15 protein-coding genes are annotated in these 16,999 nt (G+C 31.6%); 11 read left to right on the forward strand and 4 right to left on the reverse strand.

Annotation, left to right across the window (positions count from 1 at the left end):
• Positions 1-160: 160 nt before the first annotated feature.
• The 3 genes from FDN13_RS12450 to FDN13_RS12460 are packed head-to-tail and all read left to right on the forward strand — an operon-like array spanning position 161 to position 2,696.
• Positions 161-1,354 carry a S41 family peptidase gene (locus tag FDN13_RS12450; RefSeq protein WP_138980687.1) on the forward strand — a complete coding sequence of 398 codons (1,194 nt, stop codon included), beginning with the start codon at positions 161-163 and terminating at the stop codon, positions 1,352-1,354.
• 35 nt (positions 1,355-1,389) lie between these two features.
• Positions 1,390-2,076 carry a hypothetical protein gene (locus FDN13_RS12455; RefSeq protein WP_138980688.1) on the forward strand — a complete coding sequence of 229 codons (687 nt, stop codon included), beginning with the start codon at positions 1,390-1,392 and terminating at the stop codon, positions 2,074-2,076.
• A gap of 41 nt (positions 2,077-2,117) precedes the next feature.
• Positions 2,118-2,696: a PDZ domain-containing protein gene (locus tag FDN13_RS12460; RefSeq protein ID WP_138980689.1), complete on the forward strand. Its 579-nt coding sequence runs from the start codon at positions 2,118-2,120 to the stop codon at positions 2,694-2,696.
• A gap of 25 nt (positions 2,697-2,721) precedes the next feature.
• Here FDN13_RS12460 and FDN13_RS12465 read toward each other — a convergent pair whose 3' ends face one another.
• Complete coding sequence (locus tag FDN13_RS12465) at positions 2,722-3,975, reverse strand: glutamate-5-semialdehyde dehydrogenase (protein ID WP_138980690.1); 1,254 nt, start codon at positions 3,973-3,975, stop codon at positions 2,722-2,724.
• A gap of 11 nt (positions 3,976-3,986) precedes the next feature.
• On the reverse strand, positions 3,987-5,123 hold the full coding sequence (gene proB / locus FDN13_RS12470) for a glutamate 5-kinase (RefSeq protein WP_138980691.1): 1,137 nt from the start codon (positions 5,121-5,123) through the stop codon (positions 3,987-3,989).
• A 240-nt stretch (positions 5,124-5,363) separates the two neighbouring features.
• On the opposite strand from proB, the gene FDN13_RS12475 reads away from it, so the two are divergent.
• Positions 5,364-6,947, forward strand: coding sequence for a DEAD/DEAH box helicase (locus tag FDN13_RS12475; RefSeq protein ID WP_138980692.1), 1,584 nt, complete (start codon positions 5,364-5,366; stop codon positions 6,945-6,947).
• Positions 6,948-7,102: 155 nt separating this feature from the next.
• Complete coding sequence (locus FDN13_RS12480; RefSeq protein ID WP_138980693.1) at positions 7,103-8,815, forward strand: ABC transporter ATP-binding protein; 1,713 nt, start codon at positions 7,103-7,105, stop codon at positions 8,813-8,815.
• A 389-nt stretch (positions 8,816-9,204) separates the two neighbouring features.
• Here FDN13_RS12480 and FDN13_RS12485 read toward each other — a convergent pair whose 3' ends face one another.
• A complete protein-coding gene (locus FDN13_RS12485; protein WP_138980196.1) occupies positions 9,205-10,245 on the reverse strand; it encodes an IS6 family transposase in 1,041 nt (346 codons plus the stop codon).
• Positions 10,246-10,368: 123 nt separating this feature from the next.
• Between FDN13_RS12485 and yedE the strand changes: the two genes are divergently transcribed.
• From yedE to sdaAA, 5 genes are all read left to right on the forward strand, one after another.
• The gene (gene yedE / locus FDN13_RS12490; protein WP_138980694.1) at positions 10,369-11,469 is read left to right on the forward strand and encodes a YedE family putative selenium transporter; all 1,101 of its coding nucleotides are present in this window, start codon (positions 10,369-10,371) and stop codon (positions 11,467-11,469) included.
• Positions 11,459-11,662 carry a sulfurtransferase TusA family protein gene (locus tag FDN13_RS12495; RefSeq protein WP_138981105.1) on the forward strand — a complete coding sequence of 68 codons (204 nt, stop codon included), beginning with the start codon at positions 11,459-11,461 and terminating at the stop codon, positions 11,660-11,662. Before yedE ends, FDN13_RS12495 begins: the two co-directional genes overlap by 11 nt.
• A gap of 9 nt (positions 11,663-11,671) precedes the next feature.
• The gene (locus FDN13_RS12500) at positions 11,672-11,911 is read left to right on the forward strand and encodes a DUF3343 domain-containing protein (protein WP_138980695.1); all 240 of its coding nucleotides are present in this window, start codon (positions 11,672-11,674) and stop codon (positions 11,909-11,911) included.
• Between the two features lie 173 nt (positions 11,912-12,084).
• A complete protein-coding gene (sdaAB, locus tag FDN13_RS12505; protein WP_138980696.1) occupies positions 12,085-12,750 on the forward strand; it encodes an L-serine ammonia-lyase, iron-sulfur-dependent subunit beta in 666 nt (221 codons plus the stop codon).
• 32 nt (positions 12,751-12,782) lie between these two features.
• Positions 12,783-13,655, forward strand: a complete 873-nt coding sequence (gene sdaAA / locus FDN13_RS12510) for an L-serine ammonia-lyase, iron-sulfur-dependent, subunit alpha (RefSeq protein WP_138980697.1) — start codon at positions 12,783-12,785, stop codon at positions 13,653-13,655.
• Positions 13,656-13,950: 295 nt separating this feature from the next.
• Here sdaAA and brnQ read toward each other — a convergent pair whose 3' ends face one another.
• On the reverse strand, positions 13,951-15,240 hold the full coding sequence (brnQ, locus tag FDN13_RS12515; protein WP_138980698.1) for a branched-chain amino acid transport system II carrier protein: 1,290 nt from the start codon (positions 15,238-15,240) through the stop codon (positions 13,951-13,953).
• Between the two features lie 278 nt (positions 15,241-15,518).
• Here brnQ and FDN13_RS12520 point away from each other — a divergent pair, with 278 nt between their 5' ends.
• Positions 15,519-16,598, forward strand: coding sequence for a PRK06851 family protein (locus tag FDN13_RS12520; RefSeq protein ID WP_138980699.1), 1,080 nt, complete (start codon positions 15,519-15,521; stop codon positions 16,596-16,598).
• Positions 16,599-16,999: the final 401 nt, after the last annotated feature.

Consider the following 16,999-nt stretch of genomic DNA (forward strand, 5'->3'; position numbering starts at 1 on the left):
TTAAGGTTATAGTATTAAAATTAAAATAACTATAAATAATAATATAGCTTTTGTTTTGCTTAAGCTTAAAATTTTATTAAAATAATAAGCTTTAAATGTTATAATGTACAAAGAATTACAGTAAAATAACAAGAGATGAATTTTGATTTGGGGTGTTAGTGTGAAAAAAAATGTATCGCTAAAAAATGCTGTCATAGCAATTATTGTAACAAACCTTATAACTGTGTCCTTATTAGTATTTGCACCTATTCCTATGATTGGAGGAATGAAGCTAGTAACTGGACAGGAATATGACTTTTTGAAAAAGTTTGGAAAAATGATAACAGTTAAGAACTTAGTTATGGATAGATATGTTGATAAAATTGACATGCAGAAAATGGTTGATGGGGCTTTAAGGGGAATGGTTTCAAATGCAACTGACATATACACAGAATATATGGATGAGAAGGAATTTAAAGAGTGGACTACACAAACTAAAGGCTCTTATGCAGGAATAGGAGTTTATATAGAGCCAAAGGACGGAAGGATAATGGTTGTATCTCCTATAGAAGATGGACCAGCTCAAAGAGCTGGTATAAAGTCAGGGGATATTATATTAAAAATAAATGGGCAAGAAATGACTGCTGATGATATGAATAAGGCAGTATCTATGATGACAGGCAAGGAAGGGAAGAAAATAAATTTAATTATATATAGAAGTGGTGTTGGAAATAAAGAATTTAATCTTATAACTGAGAAGATAGTATTTAAAACTGTAAAGAGCAAGATTTTAAATAATAATATAGGCTATATCAGGATTACACAATTTACAGAAACTACAGGAAATGATTTTAATAAAGCACTTGATTCACTTTTAGATAAAAAGATTAAAGGATTAGTACTTGATCTTAGGGATAATCCAGGAGGTCTTCTAACAGAGTGCGTTAAAGTTGCTGATAGGTTAGTTGGAGAAGGCACAATAGTTTATACTATAGATAACAAAAATCAAAGAGAAGAGTGGACATCAGATGAGAATAAGATAAATATACCACTTGCATTACTTGTAAATGAAGGAACAGCAAGTGCATCGGAGATAGTATCTGGTGCTGTAAGGGATTATAAGGCAGGGACTTTAATTGGTACAAAGACTTTTGGTAAGGGGCTTGTTCAGGATTTAATTGATTTGCGTGATGGAACAGGAATTAAGATAACTATTGCAAGATACTATACTCCTTCAGGAGAGTGTATACAAGGCAAAGGCATTACTCCCGATATAATACTTACATTACCTGAGAAGGATAAATATAAGGAATTAAAGTTGGAAGAGGATATTCAGCTACAAAAGGCTATACAAGTTATAAAATCGAAGATGTAGGGAGGTTTATTTAAAGTCCTTAAAGGGAGGTTATTATGGATATTTTTAAACTAATATACTTTGCCTTTAAAAGTTATGCAAATGCTGTTTTGACTTTTCTTTTAGATCCTATTTCATGGATATTTCTTTTTATAATTATAGGGCAATATAAAAAGTTTATTACTCTTCAACAGAATATATATGGTGGTAAAACTAAACAGGATACTAAAGAACTTGTTACTACGTCTGTTCTTTTTGGCATTATAGCAGGGCTTGTTGGCTCGATTATTATGACAACCTTTGGAGTTACGTTTTATAAGGCAAATGGGTTAAACTATTTAATACTTTTATCCCTTTTATTGATGCTTATAAGCCCAAGATATGTTTGCCTGTCCTATTCAGGAGGGATATTAAGCATAATTGTTTTAATTCTTTCTGCACTTTCATCAAAGGGGATAATTGTAGAAGGTAGCCTTGTTAGCAATATATATAATGCTTTGAATTTTGATGTTCCTGCTCTTATGGCAATTGTTGCAATAATGCATTTTATGGAGTCTATATTAATGTGGCTTGATGGTAATAGAGGGGCTACTCCTGTTTTTATGAAGCAGGATGATGAAATAGTAGGGGCATTTATTATGCAAAGGTTTTGGATTATACCAATTATCTTGTATTTTTTCATGGGTAGCGGTATATCGAATCTATCTGATGTTTTAGCAACCCTAATTGGTGGCCTCTTATAAAATCACCTCAACTTGGTGATTTAGCAAAAGATGCTATTTTCATGGCAACTCCGCTTATTGCAATGCTTGGTTATTCTGATTTTGCAGTTACAACAACTGTTGAAAATAAGGTAAAAAGAACATCGATTGGTCTTTCAGCTTTTAGTTTAATACTTCTTGTACTTTCTTATTTGGCAACAAAGTTTTATATTTTTAACTATGTTGCAGCATTATTTGCTCCTCTTGCTCATGAAGGGCTTATACTATTTGAAAGGTATAGGGAAAAAAATGGAGAGCCTCTTTACAAAAAAAGTGATGAGGGTATAGTAGTTCTTGATACTATTCCTTTATCTCCAGCAGAGAGTATGGGAATAAGACCAGGGGAAATAATAATAAAAGTAAACAATAAAATAGTAAAAAAGATTGATGATGCTGATGAAATATTTAATGAATATCCAAGCTTTTTATGGGTAGAAGTTATAGGTATTGATGGTAAAAGAAAGATATTAGAGTTTAGAGACTATAAGAATTCAATAAGGGAGCTTGGAATAATAACAATTCCTGAAAATATGTATGATATTCCTTATATTGAAGATAAAAACATATCACTGTTTGATAGAATAAGAAGAAGGTATAGATAATGCATTAGCATTATCTATACCTTCTTTATCTTATCTGACCATCCCCATAGATTATATATTTTGTTGTTGTAAGCTCATTAAGCCCCATAGGACCTCTTGCATGCATCTTTTGTGTGCTGATTCCTATTTCTGCACCAAATCCAAATTCATATCCATCAGTAAAGCGGGTTGATGCATTAACATATACAGCAGCAGCATCAACTTCTTTTAAAAAGCTCTGGGCGTTGAAATAGTTTTTAGTAACTATTGCTTCTGAATGTTTAGTTCCATATTTATATATATGTTCTATAGCTTCATCTAATGAATCAACAACCTTAATGGCAAGTATAAGGTCTAAGAATTCAGTAAAGTAATCTTCTTCAGTAGCTTCTAAGGCATAAGGAACTATTTCTTTAGTTTTTTTGCAACCTCTAATTTCAACCCCAAGTGAATTTAGTTTTTTACAAAGATCTGGAAGGATTTTATCAGCTATATCTTTATGAACAAGTAAGGTTTCCATAGCATTGCAAACTCCTGGCCTTTGGGTTTTGGCATTTATAACTATATCCTCTGCCATTTTAATGTCAGCTTCGTTATCTATATATACATGGCAATTTCCAACACCTGTTTCAATAACAGGTACAGTTGAATTTTCTATAACTGTTTTAATTAGGCCAGCACCTCCCCTTGGAATTAAAAGATCAAGGTATTTATTCATTTTCATCATTATTCTTGTAGCTTCCCTATCAGTTGTTTCAATAAGCTGTATACATCCTTTTGGAAGACCTGCCTCAAAAGCTGCACTTGAAATTATATCAGTAATAGCTTTGTTTGAATTAATTGCTTCTGATCCTCCTCTTAAAATAACAGCATTCCCTGATTTTATGCACAAAGCTGCTGCATCTACGGTAACATTTGGCCTTGCTTCGTATATTATGCCTATAACTCCTATAGGAACCCTAATTTGTCCAATTTGAAGGCCATTTGGCCTTTTCCACATTCTTAAAATTTCACCAACAGGATCAGGTAAAGCTGCAACTTGAAGTAATCCTTCTGCCATGTCGTTTATTCTCTTTTCATTCAAAAGTAGCCTGTCAAGAAGGGAACTTGAAAGGTTTTTATTTTTTCCTTCAGCCATATCTAATTCATTTGCAGTTAATATTTTATCAATATTATTTTTTAATGCTTGAGCCATATTTATAAGAGCTTTATTTTTAATATTTGTCTGCATATTATTAAGCTCTTTAGATGCCTTTTTTGCCAAATAACCTTTTTCTTCAACATAGCTATATATATCCATTTTTATCCTCCTTATAGACTTAAAATAACCATATTATCCTTGTGTATTACCTCGTCGTAGTTTTTATGTCCTAAAATGTTTTCAATTTGGGAAGAATTTAATCCTTTAATCTGTTCAATCTCATTAGAGCTGTAATTTACAATACCCTTTGCTATTTCTTTATCCTTGCTATTTAAAATAGAAACTACCTGGCCTTCACTGAACTTACCAGATATTTTAGTTATTCCACTTGGAAGTAAGCTTTTCTTATTAACAATTATTGCTTTTTCAGCACCATCATCAACATAAATTTTACCTTTTATCTTTGTACTGTAAGCAATCCACCTTTGCCTTGCATGAAGTGGCTTTTCCTTTGGTTTAAACCATGTTCCTATATTTTTGCCGGTAATAATATCAGTAATTATTTTTGGGTTTGAGCCGTTTGCAATAACCATTGAAGTGCCCGCAGAAACAGCAATTTTAGCAGCTTTTATTTTAGTTGCCATACCTCCTGTCCCAAGGTGGCTTCCTGCACCTCCTGCTGCTGCTTCTATTTCCGGGGTAATTTTATCTATCCAGCTAATAAGTTTTGCATTGGGATTAATATGTGGGTCAGAATCATAAAAGCCATCAATGTCAGATAACAAAATTAGAAGATCTGCTTCTACAAGGCTTGCAACACATGCTGATAATGTGTCATTGTCTCCAAATTTAATTTCCTCAGTTACAATAGCATCATTTTCATTAATTATAGGTATTACGTTATTATCAAGCAATGCAAATAAAGTATTCCTTGCATTTAAAAATCTAATTCTATGGGACATATCTTCTCGTGTTAAAAGTACCTGAGCAACTATTTGACCATATTCTGCAAAAAGCTTTTCATATATATGCATAAGTATTCCTTGGCCAACTGCTGCTGCAGCTTGTTTTTCGGGTATTGTTTTAGGTTTTGTTTTTAAACCTAATCTTCCTATTCCAGCACCAATAGCACCAGAGGTTACAAGTATTACTTCTTTTCCTCTATTAATAAGATCTGCAATTTGCCTTACAATGCTTTCTATGCTGCTTATATTAAGTCTTCCATTTTCGTGTGTTAAAGTTGAGGTGCCTACTTTTATAACAATTCTGTTTATTGAGTCTATATATTCTGCTCTTTTATTATCCATTAATATCCTCCTAGAATATAAGATATTAAAAAATGATTTTGTAAATATACTTATGATTTTGATAATTATACCATAATATGAATAAAAGAACAACAAAATTATAAATTGGGCTCTTGCAAAGTTCTTAACACAAAAAGGTTTGTCGTCAATCTGAAATATTTTTATGAGATATGTTATAGTTAAAAGTGATATAATAATTCTTTTATATACAAATAATATAATTAATAAGGAGGTTAAAATATGGAGAAAATGTTTGATGATTTAGGTTTATCTAAGGAAATATTAAAAGCTGTTGAAGATATGGGATTTGAAGAACCATCTCCTATACAAAAACAAGCTATACCAGTAATTTTAAGTGGTAAAGATGTTATAGGGCAAGCACAAACAGGCACAGGGAAAACAGCAGCCTTTGGAATGCCTGTGATAGATATTATTAATACTCAGGATAAATATCTTCAAGCTGTAATTTTATGCCCTACAAGAGAACTTGCGATTCAGGTTGCAGAAGAAATAAAAAAGCTGTCAAAATACAAAAAGGGAATTCAAATACTTCCTGTGTATGGTGGTCAATCAATAGAGAGGCAAATAAAAGCTTTAAAAAAGGGAGTACAAATAATAGTTGGAACACCAGGCCGTGTTATGGACCATATAAATAGAAAAACAATTAGCCTTGATAAAGTTAAGATATTTGTTCTTGATGAAGCCGATGAAATGCTGGACATGGGTTTTAGAGATGACATAGAGTTTATTTTAAAAAATGCTCCCAAAGAGAGGCAGACGCTGTTATTTTCAGCTACTATGCCAAAGGCAATTCTTGAACTTACAGAAAAATATCAAAAAAATCCTGAGCTAGTTAAAGTAATCCACAAGGAACTTACAGTACCAAATATTGAGCAATATTATTTTGAAGTTAAGGAGAAAAATAAAATCGATGCTTTATCAAGGATTATAGATGTATATAATCCATATCAGGCTATAATATTTTGTAATACAAAGAGAAAGGTAGATGAGCTTGTAGAGGAATTGCAATCAAGAGGATATGCAGCTGATGGACTTCATGGTGATATGAAGCAATCTCAAAGAGATAAGGTTATGTCAAAGCTTAGAAAGGGTATAACTGAAATACTTGTCGCGACTGATGTGGCAGCAAGAGGGATTGATGTTGAGAATATTGACATGGTTTTTAATTTTGATATGCCACAGGATGAAGAGTATTATGTTCATAGAATAGGAAGAACTGCAAGAGCTGGTAAAACAGGTAGGGCTTTTACATTTGTATCTGGAAAGGATTTTTATAAATTAAAGGATATACAAAGGTATACTAAAACAAAAATTATGAGAAAGGAAATACCTACAATAGGAGATGTAGAGGAGATTAAAAATAATGCTCTAATAGAAAAAATAAAAGCTACTATAGAAGAAGGCGGAATAGAGAAATATACAAATATAGCTGAAAAGCTTCTTGATGAAGAATATAATTCTTTAGATGTATGTGCTGCACTTTTAAAGATGCTTGTAAAAAAAGATGAAAGGCCTTTAAATGATGAAGATGATTTTGATTTTGAAAACACAGGAGGAGCACCTGGAATGGCAAGGCTTTTTATTAATGTGGGCAGAAGAAATAATATAACTCCAAAGAATATAGTTGGAGCAATTGCTGGTGAAACAGGACTTCCAGGTAAACTCATTGGAACTATTGATGTATATGATAAATATACTTTTGTTGAGGTTCCAAAGGAATATGCAAGGGAAGTAATAAGAATAATGAAGGATAATGAAATAAATGGAAACAAGATAAATATAGAACCTGCAAATGCAAGATAGAATAAAATATAAAGCCTGTAAATATGTTAAAGCCGTTTTTTTATATTGGATTTAACATATTTTCAGGCTTTTAATTTAAATAAGCATAATATTCCTTAATTTATAATTATTGCACTACTAATATTAATATCTTAAAATGATAAAGAGGTGATGATATGATAAAAAAGTTTATTAGCTATTATAGGACTCATACGGGACTTTTTATACTTGATATGGTCTGTGCAGTTTTAATATCCGCAACTGATTTAATATATCCTATGATTACAAGACAGCTTATAAACAATATTATTCCTTCTAAAAATGTACTACTTATTTTTAAAATAGGACTTATCTTGCTCATATTATATATTTTTAGAATGATTTTTGAGTATGTAGTAGGATATTATGGCCATGTTTTAGGGGTTAGAATGGAATATGATATGAGAAAGGATATGTTTACCCATATTCAAACATTACCTATAAGATATTTTGATAATACAAAAACCGGGCAAATAATGTCAAGGATAGTAAATGATTTAAATGAGATATCAGAACTTGCTCATCATGGGCCAGAGGATATTTTTATTTCAACACTGATGATTTTAGGTTCTTTTTTTCTGCTTTTAAATATTAATATAAAATTAACTTTAATAGTCTTTACTATTATACCTTTTATGGTCTACTTTACAGTAATATATAATTCAAAAATGAGAAAAAATTTCAGAAAAATTAGAGAAAGCATTGCAAATGTAAACAGCAGATTGGAGGACACGCTCTCGGGAATAAGAGTTGTGAAATCCTTTACAAACGAAGAATATGAAATAGACAGGTTTGATGAAAACAACAATGAGTTTAAATGCCTTAGGACAAAATCAGTAAAATATATAGGAATACTTCATGGAGGAATAAACTTTTTTTCAAATTTATCAACACTCCTTGCACTTATAGCGGGAGGATATTTTGTTGCTAAAGGTGAGATAAAAGTAGGGGATTTAGTTGCCTATCTTATATATATAGGTCAGTTTCTTCAGCCAGTAAAAAGGTTAGCACAATTTGTTGAGGAGTATCAAAGAGGTATGGCTGGATTTAAAAGGTTTTATGAAATAATTAACATAAAGCCAGATATATTTGATAAAGAAGATGCAATTGAATTAAAGGATGTTAAAGGAAAAGTTGAGTTTAAAAATGTAAGTTTTAGCTATAACAATAAAACCACTGTACTTAGGGATATAAATTTGACTGTTAATGAAGGAGAAAGCATTGCAATAGTTGGCCCATCAGGAGTTGGAAAAACTACTCTTTGCAGCCTAATCCCAAGGTTTTATGATGTAGATAGTGGCAATATATATATTGATGGTATTGATATAAAAGATATAAAAATAAAATCTTTAAGGCAAAATATCGGTATAGTACAGCAGGATGTTTTTTTATTTGCAGGAACAATAAGAGATAATATAGCCTATGGTAAACTTAACGCAACAGAGGAGGAGATTATTTGGGCTGCAAAGGCTGCAAATGCCCATGAGTTTATTATGGAACTTGAAGATGATTATGATACATATATTGGGGAGAGAGGGGTTAAACTTTCAGGAGGGCAGAAGCAGAGAATTTCAATAGCAAGAATGTTTTTGAAAAACCCACCTATATTAATACTTGATGAAGCAACATCATCCCTTGATAACCAGAGTGAGCTTATAATTCAAAAATCTATAGAGCAGCTGTCAAAGGGACGTACAACTTTTATTATTGCCCATAGGCTTGCAACAATAAAAAATGCAAAGAGGATAATAGTTCTAACTGAAAATGGAATAGAAGAGGAAGGTACACATACTGAGCTTATGGCAAGAAAAGGTATATACTATGAATTATATAAAACACAATTTGAATAGATTTTGTTTAGAGGCGGATTTTAATTAAGATCTAAGCCTCTTTATTTTATGCTTATAAGGGAATTATTATTTAAATTTAAGATAGGCTTATAGTGTTTCGACTATATAGAAAAGATAAATATATTGAAAGAAAATTATTTATATTATGAATAATTAAACGCAGTATAAAAATTATATAATTTAATTATGAAATATTTATTGATTGTGTTAAGTAAATATGAAAAAATAGCGTAGCTACACGTATAATTACACAAAATTACACAGTTTTTTTATGTAATCTGAATTAATAAAATTTGATAATACTGGATTTATCAAAAAAAGGCATGCCGAAGGCACCTACTTAAAACTTAAAATGTAGGTATGTTATGAATATATGGTTTATTTGAGAATTAAGCAGACAGAAGCCAGTTATTAATATTTTTTTCATCAACTAAAATACCAGCAACTTGTGCAGGAGTTAGATTGTTTAAAGAATAGTGAGGTCTTAAAAAATTATAATGGAAAATAAACATTGCTATTAGAGTGTTTGCACTTTCAAATGATTTAAAACCTCTTTTACGTTTATACCAGTCTTTAAATGTATCATTAAAAGCTTCTAGCAAGTTGTTGGATATATCATCTTTAAATGATTGAACTTTTATGTGTTTTGAAGTGTTAAAAATAGTTTTAGTAGCAAGATTATATGAGCCTAATCTATCGGTCACAATAGCCGATGGACATCCAAACTTACTTGCAGATTTAAACAAGGAAAAAGCTTGAGAAGCATCTCTTGAAGGAGATAAATTAAAACCAAGAACCATTCTGGTTTCTGAATCGATAATTAACCATAGATAATGTTTTTTACCATTAATAAAAACGACAGTTTCGTCGGCATGCCATTCATCAGATGTACTTAAATCAAGATTTTCAGTAAGTCTATTAGCTATACTTAGAAAAATTGGAGCAAATTTTTTGCACCAAGATGCAATAGTTACATGAGAAACTTTGACATTGTAGGTTAGTTTAAAAAATTGAGATATTCTTCTTGTTGAAGAACCATTTAGATAATAGAGGTTAAGTGCAGTAAGAATTAAAAATAATGGAAATCTCATTCTTTTAAAATCTGTCTTTCCTTTAATTAATTCACAAGATGCAGAGGGTATATTAATAGGTTTTGCAACATAAATAGAATGACCACATTTTTTAGAGTTGCAAGTATAATGGGAATAGTACTCATAATCATGGTGCAAATAAGTACCACTACCACAAACAGGACAACGAGGATACCCTCTCAATACACGATTTTTCTTACCCTTATAATCTTCAAGAGTAAACTGACGTCTACAGTCTTTACATTGATATTTTTGATTACCTGCTTTGTCTTTCCCAAAGCGATAGAGATTTTGACTATGGCATCTTGGACATGAAATTTTATTCAATGACTTGCACATAATTTCATCTCTCCTTCGGAGGTATTTTGTTTTTCGCTATATATAAGATAACTCAAAGGAGAGATGAAATTCAAATATCATATAACTTAACAAAACTTATTTATTTATTAGGAGGATGAAAATATGGGGGAGAAAAAATGGATTATCATTAATGGAATCATAGTAGGCCTTATTTCTGTAATGCTTGTTTACTTTGGCAATCCCGTAAACATGGGAATTTGTATTGTGTGCTTTATTAGGGATATTGCCGGTGGATTAGGACTACACAGAGCAGAAGTAGTTCAGTATGTAAGGCCAGAAATCATTGGTATAGTTCTTGGTGCGTTTTTAATGGCCCTTGGGAAAAAAGAGTATAATGCAAGGGGTGGTTCATCACCATTTACAAGATTTGTTCTTGGATTTATAGTTATCATCGGTGCTTTAATGTTTTTAGGCTGTCCTCTTAGAATGGTTTTAAGACTCGCAGGGGGAGATCTTAATGCATTGTTTGGTCTTTTCGGGTTTATTGCTGGAATTGCACTTGGAATCGTTTTTTTAAACAAGGGGTTTACTTTAAAGAGAACCTATTCATTGAACAGATATGAAGGGTATCTTTTGCCTTTTGTAAATGTAGTATTGCTTATACTTGTTATTGCAGGAACTGCAACTGGAATTTTATTCTTTAGCAAAACTGGACCTGGTTCTCAGCATGCTCCAATTATTATTGCTTTAGTTGCAGGACTTATTGTAGGTGGATTTGCTCAAAGAACAAGGCTTTGCATGGTTGGAGGAATAAGAGATCTTATAATGTTTAAGGATTGGTATCTTATTTCAGGATTTATTGCTATATTTGTTACAGCATTTATTGGGAATGCAGCTTTTGGATATTTTAAGTTTGGATTTGCAGGGCAGCCTGTAGCACATACTGATGGATTATGGAATTTTCTTGGAATGGCTCTTGCTGGATTTGGATCTGTTCTTCTTGGTGGATGCCCATTAAGACAGTTAATACTCTCTGGAGAAGGGAACATTGATTCAGTAATTACAGTAATGGGAATGGTAGTTGGTGCTGCTTTTGCTCATAATTTTAAACTTGCTGCATCAGCAAAGGGACCAACACCAAATGGAAAGATTGCAGTAATTCTTGGCTTTATAATTGCCTTTGCAATTGCATATTTGAATATTGATAAATCAGTCAATATCAAAATGAAAGGGGATGGAAAAATTGAAACTTATGGAAATTGACGCAAGAGGTAGGGCTTGCCCAGAGCCAGTTCTTCTTACTAAAAAAGGGGTTGAAAATAGTCCTCAGGGCGTAAAGGTTATTGTAGATAATGTAACTGCAAGAGAAAATGTAAAAAGGTTTGGAAAGAATGCAGGTTATAAAGTTGAAGTTGAAGAAAAAAATGGAGAATACATTTTAACATTAAGTAAGTAGGTAGTTAATATGGAGTACATTGCAACTTTTTTTACTCAATCCGGTGCTATAAAATATCAAAGATTTTTACTTGAAAAGAACATAAAGGCTGAAATCATGCCTGTTCCGAGAAAATTCAGCTCAAGCTGTGGGATTAGTGTCAGATTTTTATTAGATGATGATGTATTAAAGTATGTAAGCGATGATATTGAAAAAATATATGAAATGAGCAGTATAGAGGGAAGGCTTGTATATAAGGCAGATATGTAATCTTAAGGACAAAAAACCTACGGATTAAAAATTCGTAGGTTTTATACGTTAGTTTCGGTTAGAGAATTTTTATAGGTAATTTATACCATGATAAAATATGTAGTTTACAGATGTAATATATCACTATTTATATTATAATATTTATGTAAATAATATAAGAAATGAGGTTGCCTATGAAAAATGTTGGAGTATTTGATATTTTAGGACCTGTTATGATAGGGCCATCAAGTTCTCATACAGCTGGAGCAGTTAGGCTTGGAAGAGCGGCAAGGTGTATTATGGGTGAAGATTTTAAAAAAGTAAATTTTTATCTTCATGGTTCCTTTGCAAAAACATATAAAGGACATGGTACTGATAGAGCATTAGTTGCAGGAATACTTGGAATGGATACTGATGATGAGAGGATAAGAAAGTCCTTTGATATTGCTAAGGAAAGGGATATAGAAATTAATTTTATTGAGTCGGATTTGGGAGAGGTACATCCTAATACAGTAAAAATTGAGTTTATTAATAGTAATATAACAAGCTATATTATTGGTTCATCTATTGGTGGTGGAAGTATAGCCGTTGTGAATATAGACGGTGAAAAAGTTTATTTTACAGGTGAGTATCCAACACTTTTAGTAAAATACAAGGATAAAAAGGGAATGATAAGTAAAATTAGCTTTGCTATTGCTCTTGGGGATATTAATATTGCTACACTTAAAGTTGATAGGGAAAGTAAAGGAGAAATAGCAACAGCTGTAATAGAAACAGATAATAAGGTGAATTATAATATAATAGATGAAATATCAAAACTTGAAGGAGTTTTTTCAGTTAAATTTATTGATGCTATATAATAAAGCACTTTTGCTTTTTAATGGAGGTTAGTATGTTTAAATCGGCTGTGGATGTAATTGAATTAACAGAAAAATATAGCTGTAGGATATGTGATATTGTATTAATGAAAGAAAGTAAGATTTCTGAAAAAAGTAAGGATGAAATAAGAAATAAAGTTAAATATACTTTAGAGGTAATGAAGCAATCAGCAGAATCAGGTATAGATGTACCTATAAAATCTGTAAGTGGGATTATAGGTGGCAATGCAAAGAAAATTGAGGATTATAGGAAAAAAGGAAGTACAGTGTGCGGAGATATAATAAACAAAGCTATTGCAAGGGCACTATCCTGTTCTGAAGTTAATGCTGCCATGGGCAAAATAGTAGCATGCCCTACTGCAGGATCCTGTGGTATTGTTCCAGCTGCTATAATTACATCAGGTGAAATTATTAATGCCGATGAAGAAACTTTAATTGATGCTCTTTTAACTGCATCGGGTGTTGGGCAGATTATTGCAAAAAATGCCACATTATCTGGTGCTGAAGGAGGATGCCAAGCTGAATGTGGTTCTGCCTCTGCGATGGCAGCAGCTGCAATTGTTGAAATGTTTGGAGGTACTCCTAAAATGGCTTTTAATGCTGCAGCGATTGCTTTAAAGAACATATTAGGACTTGTTTGTGATCCAGTAGCAGGGCTTGTAGAGGTGCCTTGTTCTAAAAGAAATGCAATGGGTGTTGTAAATGCTATGAGTAGTGCTGATATGGCTCTTGCTGAGATTGAAAGCGTAATACCATTTGATGAGGTAGTTAGTGCTATGTATAAAGTTGGGAAAATGCTTCCAAGTGAGCTTAGAGAAACAGCCCTTGGAGGGCTTGCAGCAACCCCAACGGCAATAAAAATTGCAAAAGAGATTAATAAGGTATAAAAAGGGACGGCTTTGCCGTCCCTTAAAAGTTTTTAGTTATTTATAAGAGCTATAATGCCTCCAATTAAAATACACATTAATAATATTATTAAAATTACGGTATCATAATGCTCAACTTTATATGCTTTATATATATATTTTGAACAAAATATCAAAGTAATTCCAATGAATAAAGTATAATATCCCCAAATACCTATGACACTTATTATTGATTTTGCAATAAACCTGAATACAGTAAACTTAGGTATTACTTTAGGTAAAGGTATTTGCAACTTTTACAACTCCTTAATATTTACTATTCAGTTTGACCACTATGCTTTTTACCAAATAATAATGGAATTAAAACACCTATTAAAGCAGGAAGTATCCAGGCAAAGTTTGATTTTGCAAAAGGAAGTTTGCTAATTAGTGCTTGTACGCCTTTTAAATTTATTCCTATTGCTGAAAGTCCATCAACTATGCTTATAATTAAAGTTAAATATACTGCATAAAGATAAGAATTCTTGTTTTTTATAAATTCATCAAATATATTTAATATAATTAGTACTATAACAACAGGATAAACAGTAACTAAAAGAGGCACTGCCAATTTAACGATAGTTTCAACTCCAAAATTTGAAACTACTGCACTAAATAAAGTAACAATTATTACAACAGTCTTATAACTAATTTTGTTGTTTGTAAGGTTAGAAAAGAATTCTCCAGCAGTAGCAGTTAAACCTACAGAAGTAGTAAGGCATGCAAAACCTACTGCTATACCTAAAGCTATTTTGCCGAAATTACCTAAAAGATTTTGTGTTATTGCAATAGTAAGCTGAGTTTTTGATATATCGCTACTAAAAATACCTGATGCAGTAGCACCTAAATACATAAGCCCTCCATAAACCATAAGAAGTCCACAAGCTGCAATAACACCTGATAATAGTGTAAGTTTTATTTGATCTTTAGTATTACTATATCCCTTTGCAACAACGCTGCTTATTATAATACCGGCAAAAACAGTTGACGCTAAAGCATCCATAGTTTGATAACCTTCCGCAAAGGCCTTTGAGAATGGGTTTGTTATATTTGTTATAACAGGCTGTCCAATAGGAGAAATTATGCCTTTAGCTATTATTATTGCAAGCATTGCTAAAAGCACAGGAGTTAATATTTTTCCTATCTTATCAATAACTGATGAAGGATTTATTACGAGATATAAATTGATTGCGAAATAAACTGCAGTAACTATTATAGGACTTACGTTTGGGAAAAGAGGCTTTATTGCCATTTCATAAGTAGTTGCACCTGTTCTTGGTATTGCAAGTAGTGGTCCTATTGCAAGCATTATAACTATTCCTAAAACTTTGCTAAAGTTTGTTCCAACCTTTCCAGCGAAATTTTCAAATTTACCATCATTTTTTGACATTACAATAATTCCGATAAGGGGAAGGCCTATACCTGTTAACAAAAATCCAAAAAGTGACATGTACCATTTTGAACCTGATAAAATACCAATATAGGGAGGAAAAATAAGGTTTCCAGCTCCAAAGAACATTGCAAAAAGTGCTAATCCAATTACTAAAACGTCCTTAAATTGTTTCATTTTGTTACCTCCTAAATTGTTATTAAAAAAAGTTAAAAAAGTAGAAAAATTAAAAAAAATAATGACAAATATAATTATAATAGCACAATGAAATGATTTCAATAGAAAAAATATGTGTATTTTGCTAAATTGTATATGTTATATATTTAACAATGATGCAAATTTTAAATATTAAAGTTACATTATAATAAAAAATATATAAAATTGAAAAAATTTTTGTGTATCAAAATATATTTATTTTAATATTATGATAATAGACTAATTCTTGGAGGATAAATATGGCAATTAAAAAATGCTATTTTGCTTCAGCAAATACTTGTAAAGGATTTGTATCATTTTTTGATTATGTCATTAATGATGCAAAAAGGGTCTACATTATAAAAGGAGGACCAGGATGTGGAAAGTCAACTTTTATTAAGAAGATGGGGGAAGAACTTCTTGAATTTGGCTTTGATATTGATTTTATATACTCTCCTTCTGATATGAATTCCATTGACGGTATTTTCATACATGGAGTTGATTTTGCTGTAGTCGATGGAACTTCACCTCATGTTATAGATCCTAAATATCCTGGAGCGGTTGAAAGAATATTAAACTTTGGGGATTATTGGGATATTGATTATTTAAGGGAAAAGATGGATGAAATAAAGTATTATTTTGATGAAATAGAAAAACATTATGAGGTATTTTTTAATTATATGCTTGGGGCAAAGCAGATACACGATAGGTGGGAGAAAGAATATTTAAAAGGAATGGATTTTAAAAAGGCAGATGAAATAACTGAAAAGTTGATAAGTAGCATAATTTTGAAAAATAATAATAAAGCACCTAAGGAGTGGCATAGATTTGCAGGAGCTATGACTCCACAGGGGCAATTATCCTTTTATGATGTATTGGTAAAGCAGATTAAAAACAGATATATAATAAAAGGAAGACCGGGTACTGGTAAATCAACTATGACTAAAAAGGTGGCTAAAGCAGCACTAAAAAGCGGCTATGATGTTGAATACTATCATTGCAGTTTTGATCCTGATAGCATAGATATGATAATAATACCTGAGCTTAGCTTTGCAATGCTTGATGGGACTGCTCCACACGAATTTGAGCCTGAGAATAAAGACAAAGTAATTGATATGTTTGAATGTATAGATAAGGATATAGTACATGAAGATGAAGATCCTATTAAATCAATAGAACTTGAATATATAAAAGAACTTGAAAAAGCAAAATTTATATATAGAAAGATTTATGAGCTTAATAATGAGCTTGAAAAATATTATATTGATGCAATAGATTTTAATGACGTAAATGCCCTAAGGATAAGAATTACAGATACAATTAAGGCTCTAAAAAAATAGTTTTGAATCTTGGTGAATTTTGGGACAGTTACTTATTTTCTATATATCTACATCAATTCAATGTAGGTTTCTCCTCTTGTTTTCTTGGGGGTTACTTGAGGTGTTTTGCGGTTTCCCCGGCCTTTTCCAGTCTTTCCGGGACGGTTAGTGTGAAAATGTCCATTTACAAAAAAGGAAAAAAGTTCAAGACAAGGGACGGTTACTTATTTCATACACAATATCTGCAAAATCAGGGGGACATGTATAAAATATTATGTCTATTATTTAATATAATAAGTAACCGTCCCTTCTGTTACCTTTGAAAAACCACAAACTTTTTCATTCCGTCGTTGTGGCTACTTTTAGTTATGACCTGTTACTCATTTAAGGTACATTCACACCAATTCTATGAATAAACAAAC

Source organism: Caloramator sp. E03 (assembly GCF_006016075.1).
In the GTDB taxonomy this organism is placed as follows: Bacteria; Bacillota; Clostridia; order Clostridiales; family Caloramatoraceae; genus Caloramator_B.

Coding starts and splice junctions, on each gene's coding strand:
- FDN13_RS12455 (WP_138980688.1), top strand. CDS start 1,390: ATGGATATTTTTAAACTAATATACTTTGCCTTTAAAAGTTATGCAAAT.
- FDN13_RS12460 (WP_138980689.1), top strand. CDS start 2,118: ATGGCAACTCCGCTTATTGCAATGCTTGGTTATTCTGATTTTGCAGTT.
- FDN13_RS12465 (WP_138980690.1), bottom strand. CDS start 3,975: ATGGATATATATAGCTATGTTGAAGAAAAAGGTTATTTGGCAAAAAAG.
- proB (WP_138980691.1), bottom strand. CDS start 5,123: ATGGATAATAAAAGAGCAGAATATATAGACTCAATAAACAGAATTGTT.
- FDN13_RS12475 (WP_138980692.1), top strand. CDS start 5,364: ATGGAGAAAATGTTTGATGATTTAGGTTTATCTAAGGAAATATTAAAA.
- FDN13_RS12480 (WP_138980693.1), top strand. CDS start 7,103: ATGATAAAAAAGTTTATTAGCTATTATAGGACTCATACGGGACTTTTT.
- FDN13_RS12485 (WP_138980196.1), bottom strand. CDS start 10,245: ATGTGCAAGTCATTGAATAAAATTTCATGTCCAAGATGCCATAGTCAA.
- yedE (WP_138980694.1), top strand. CDS start 10,369: ATGGGGGAGAAAAAATGGATTATCATTAATGGAATCATAGTAGGCCTT.
- FDN13_RS12495 (WP_138981105.1), top strand. CDS start 11,459: ATGGAAATTGACGCAAGAGGTAGGGCTTGCCCAGAGCCAGTTCTTCTT.
- FDN13_RS12500 (WP_138980695.1), top strand. CDS start 11,672: ATGGAGTACATTGCAACTTTTTTTACTCAATCCGGTGCTATAAAATAT.
- sdaAB (WP_138980696.1), top strand. CDS start 12,085: ATGAAAAATGTTGGAGTATTTGATATTTTAGGACCTGTTATGATAGGG.
- sdaAA (WP_138980697.1), top strand. CDS start 12,783: ATGTTTAAATCGGCTGTGGATGTAATTGAATTAACAGAAAAATATAGC.
- brnQ (WP_138980698.1), bottom strand. CDS start 15,240: ATGAAACAATTTAAGGACGTTTTAGTAATTGGATTAGCACTTTTTGCA.
- FDN13_RS12520 (WP_138980699.1), top strand. CDS start 15,519: ATGGCAATTAAAAAATGCTATTTTGCTTCAGCAAATACTTGTAAAGGA.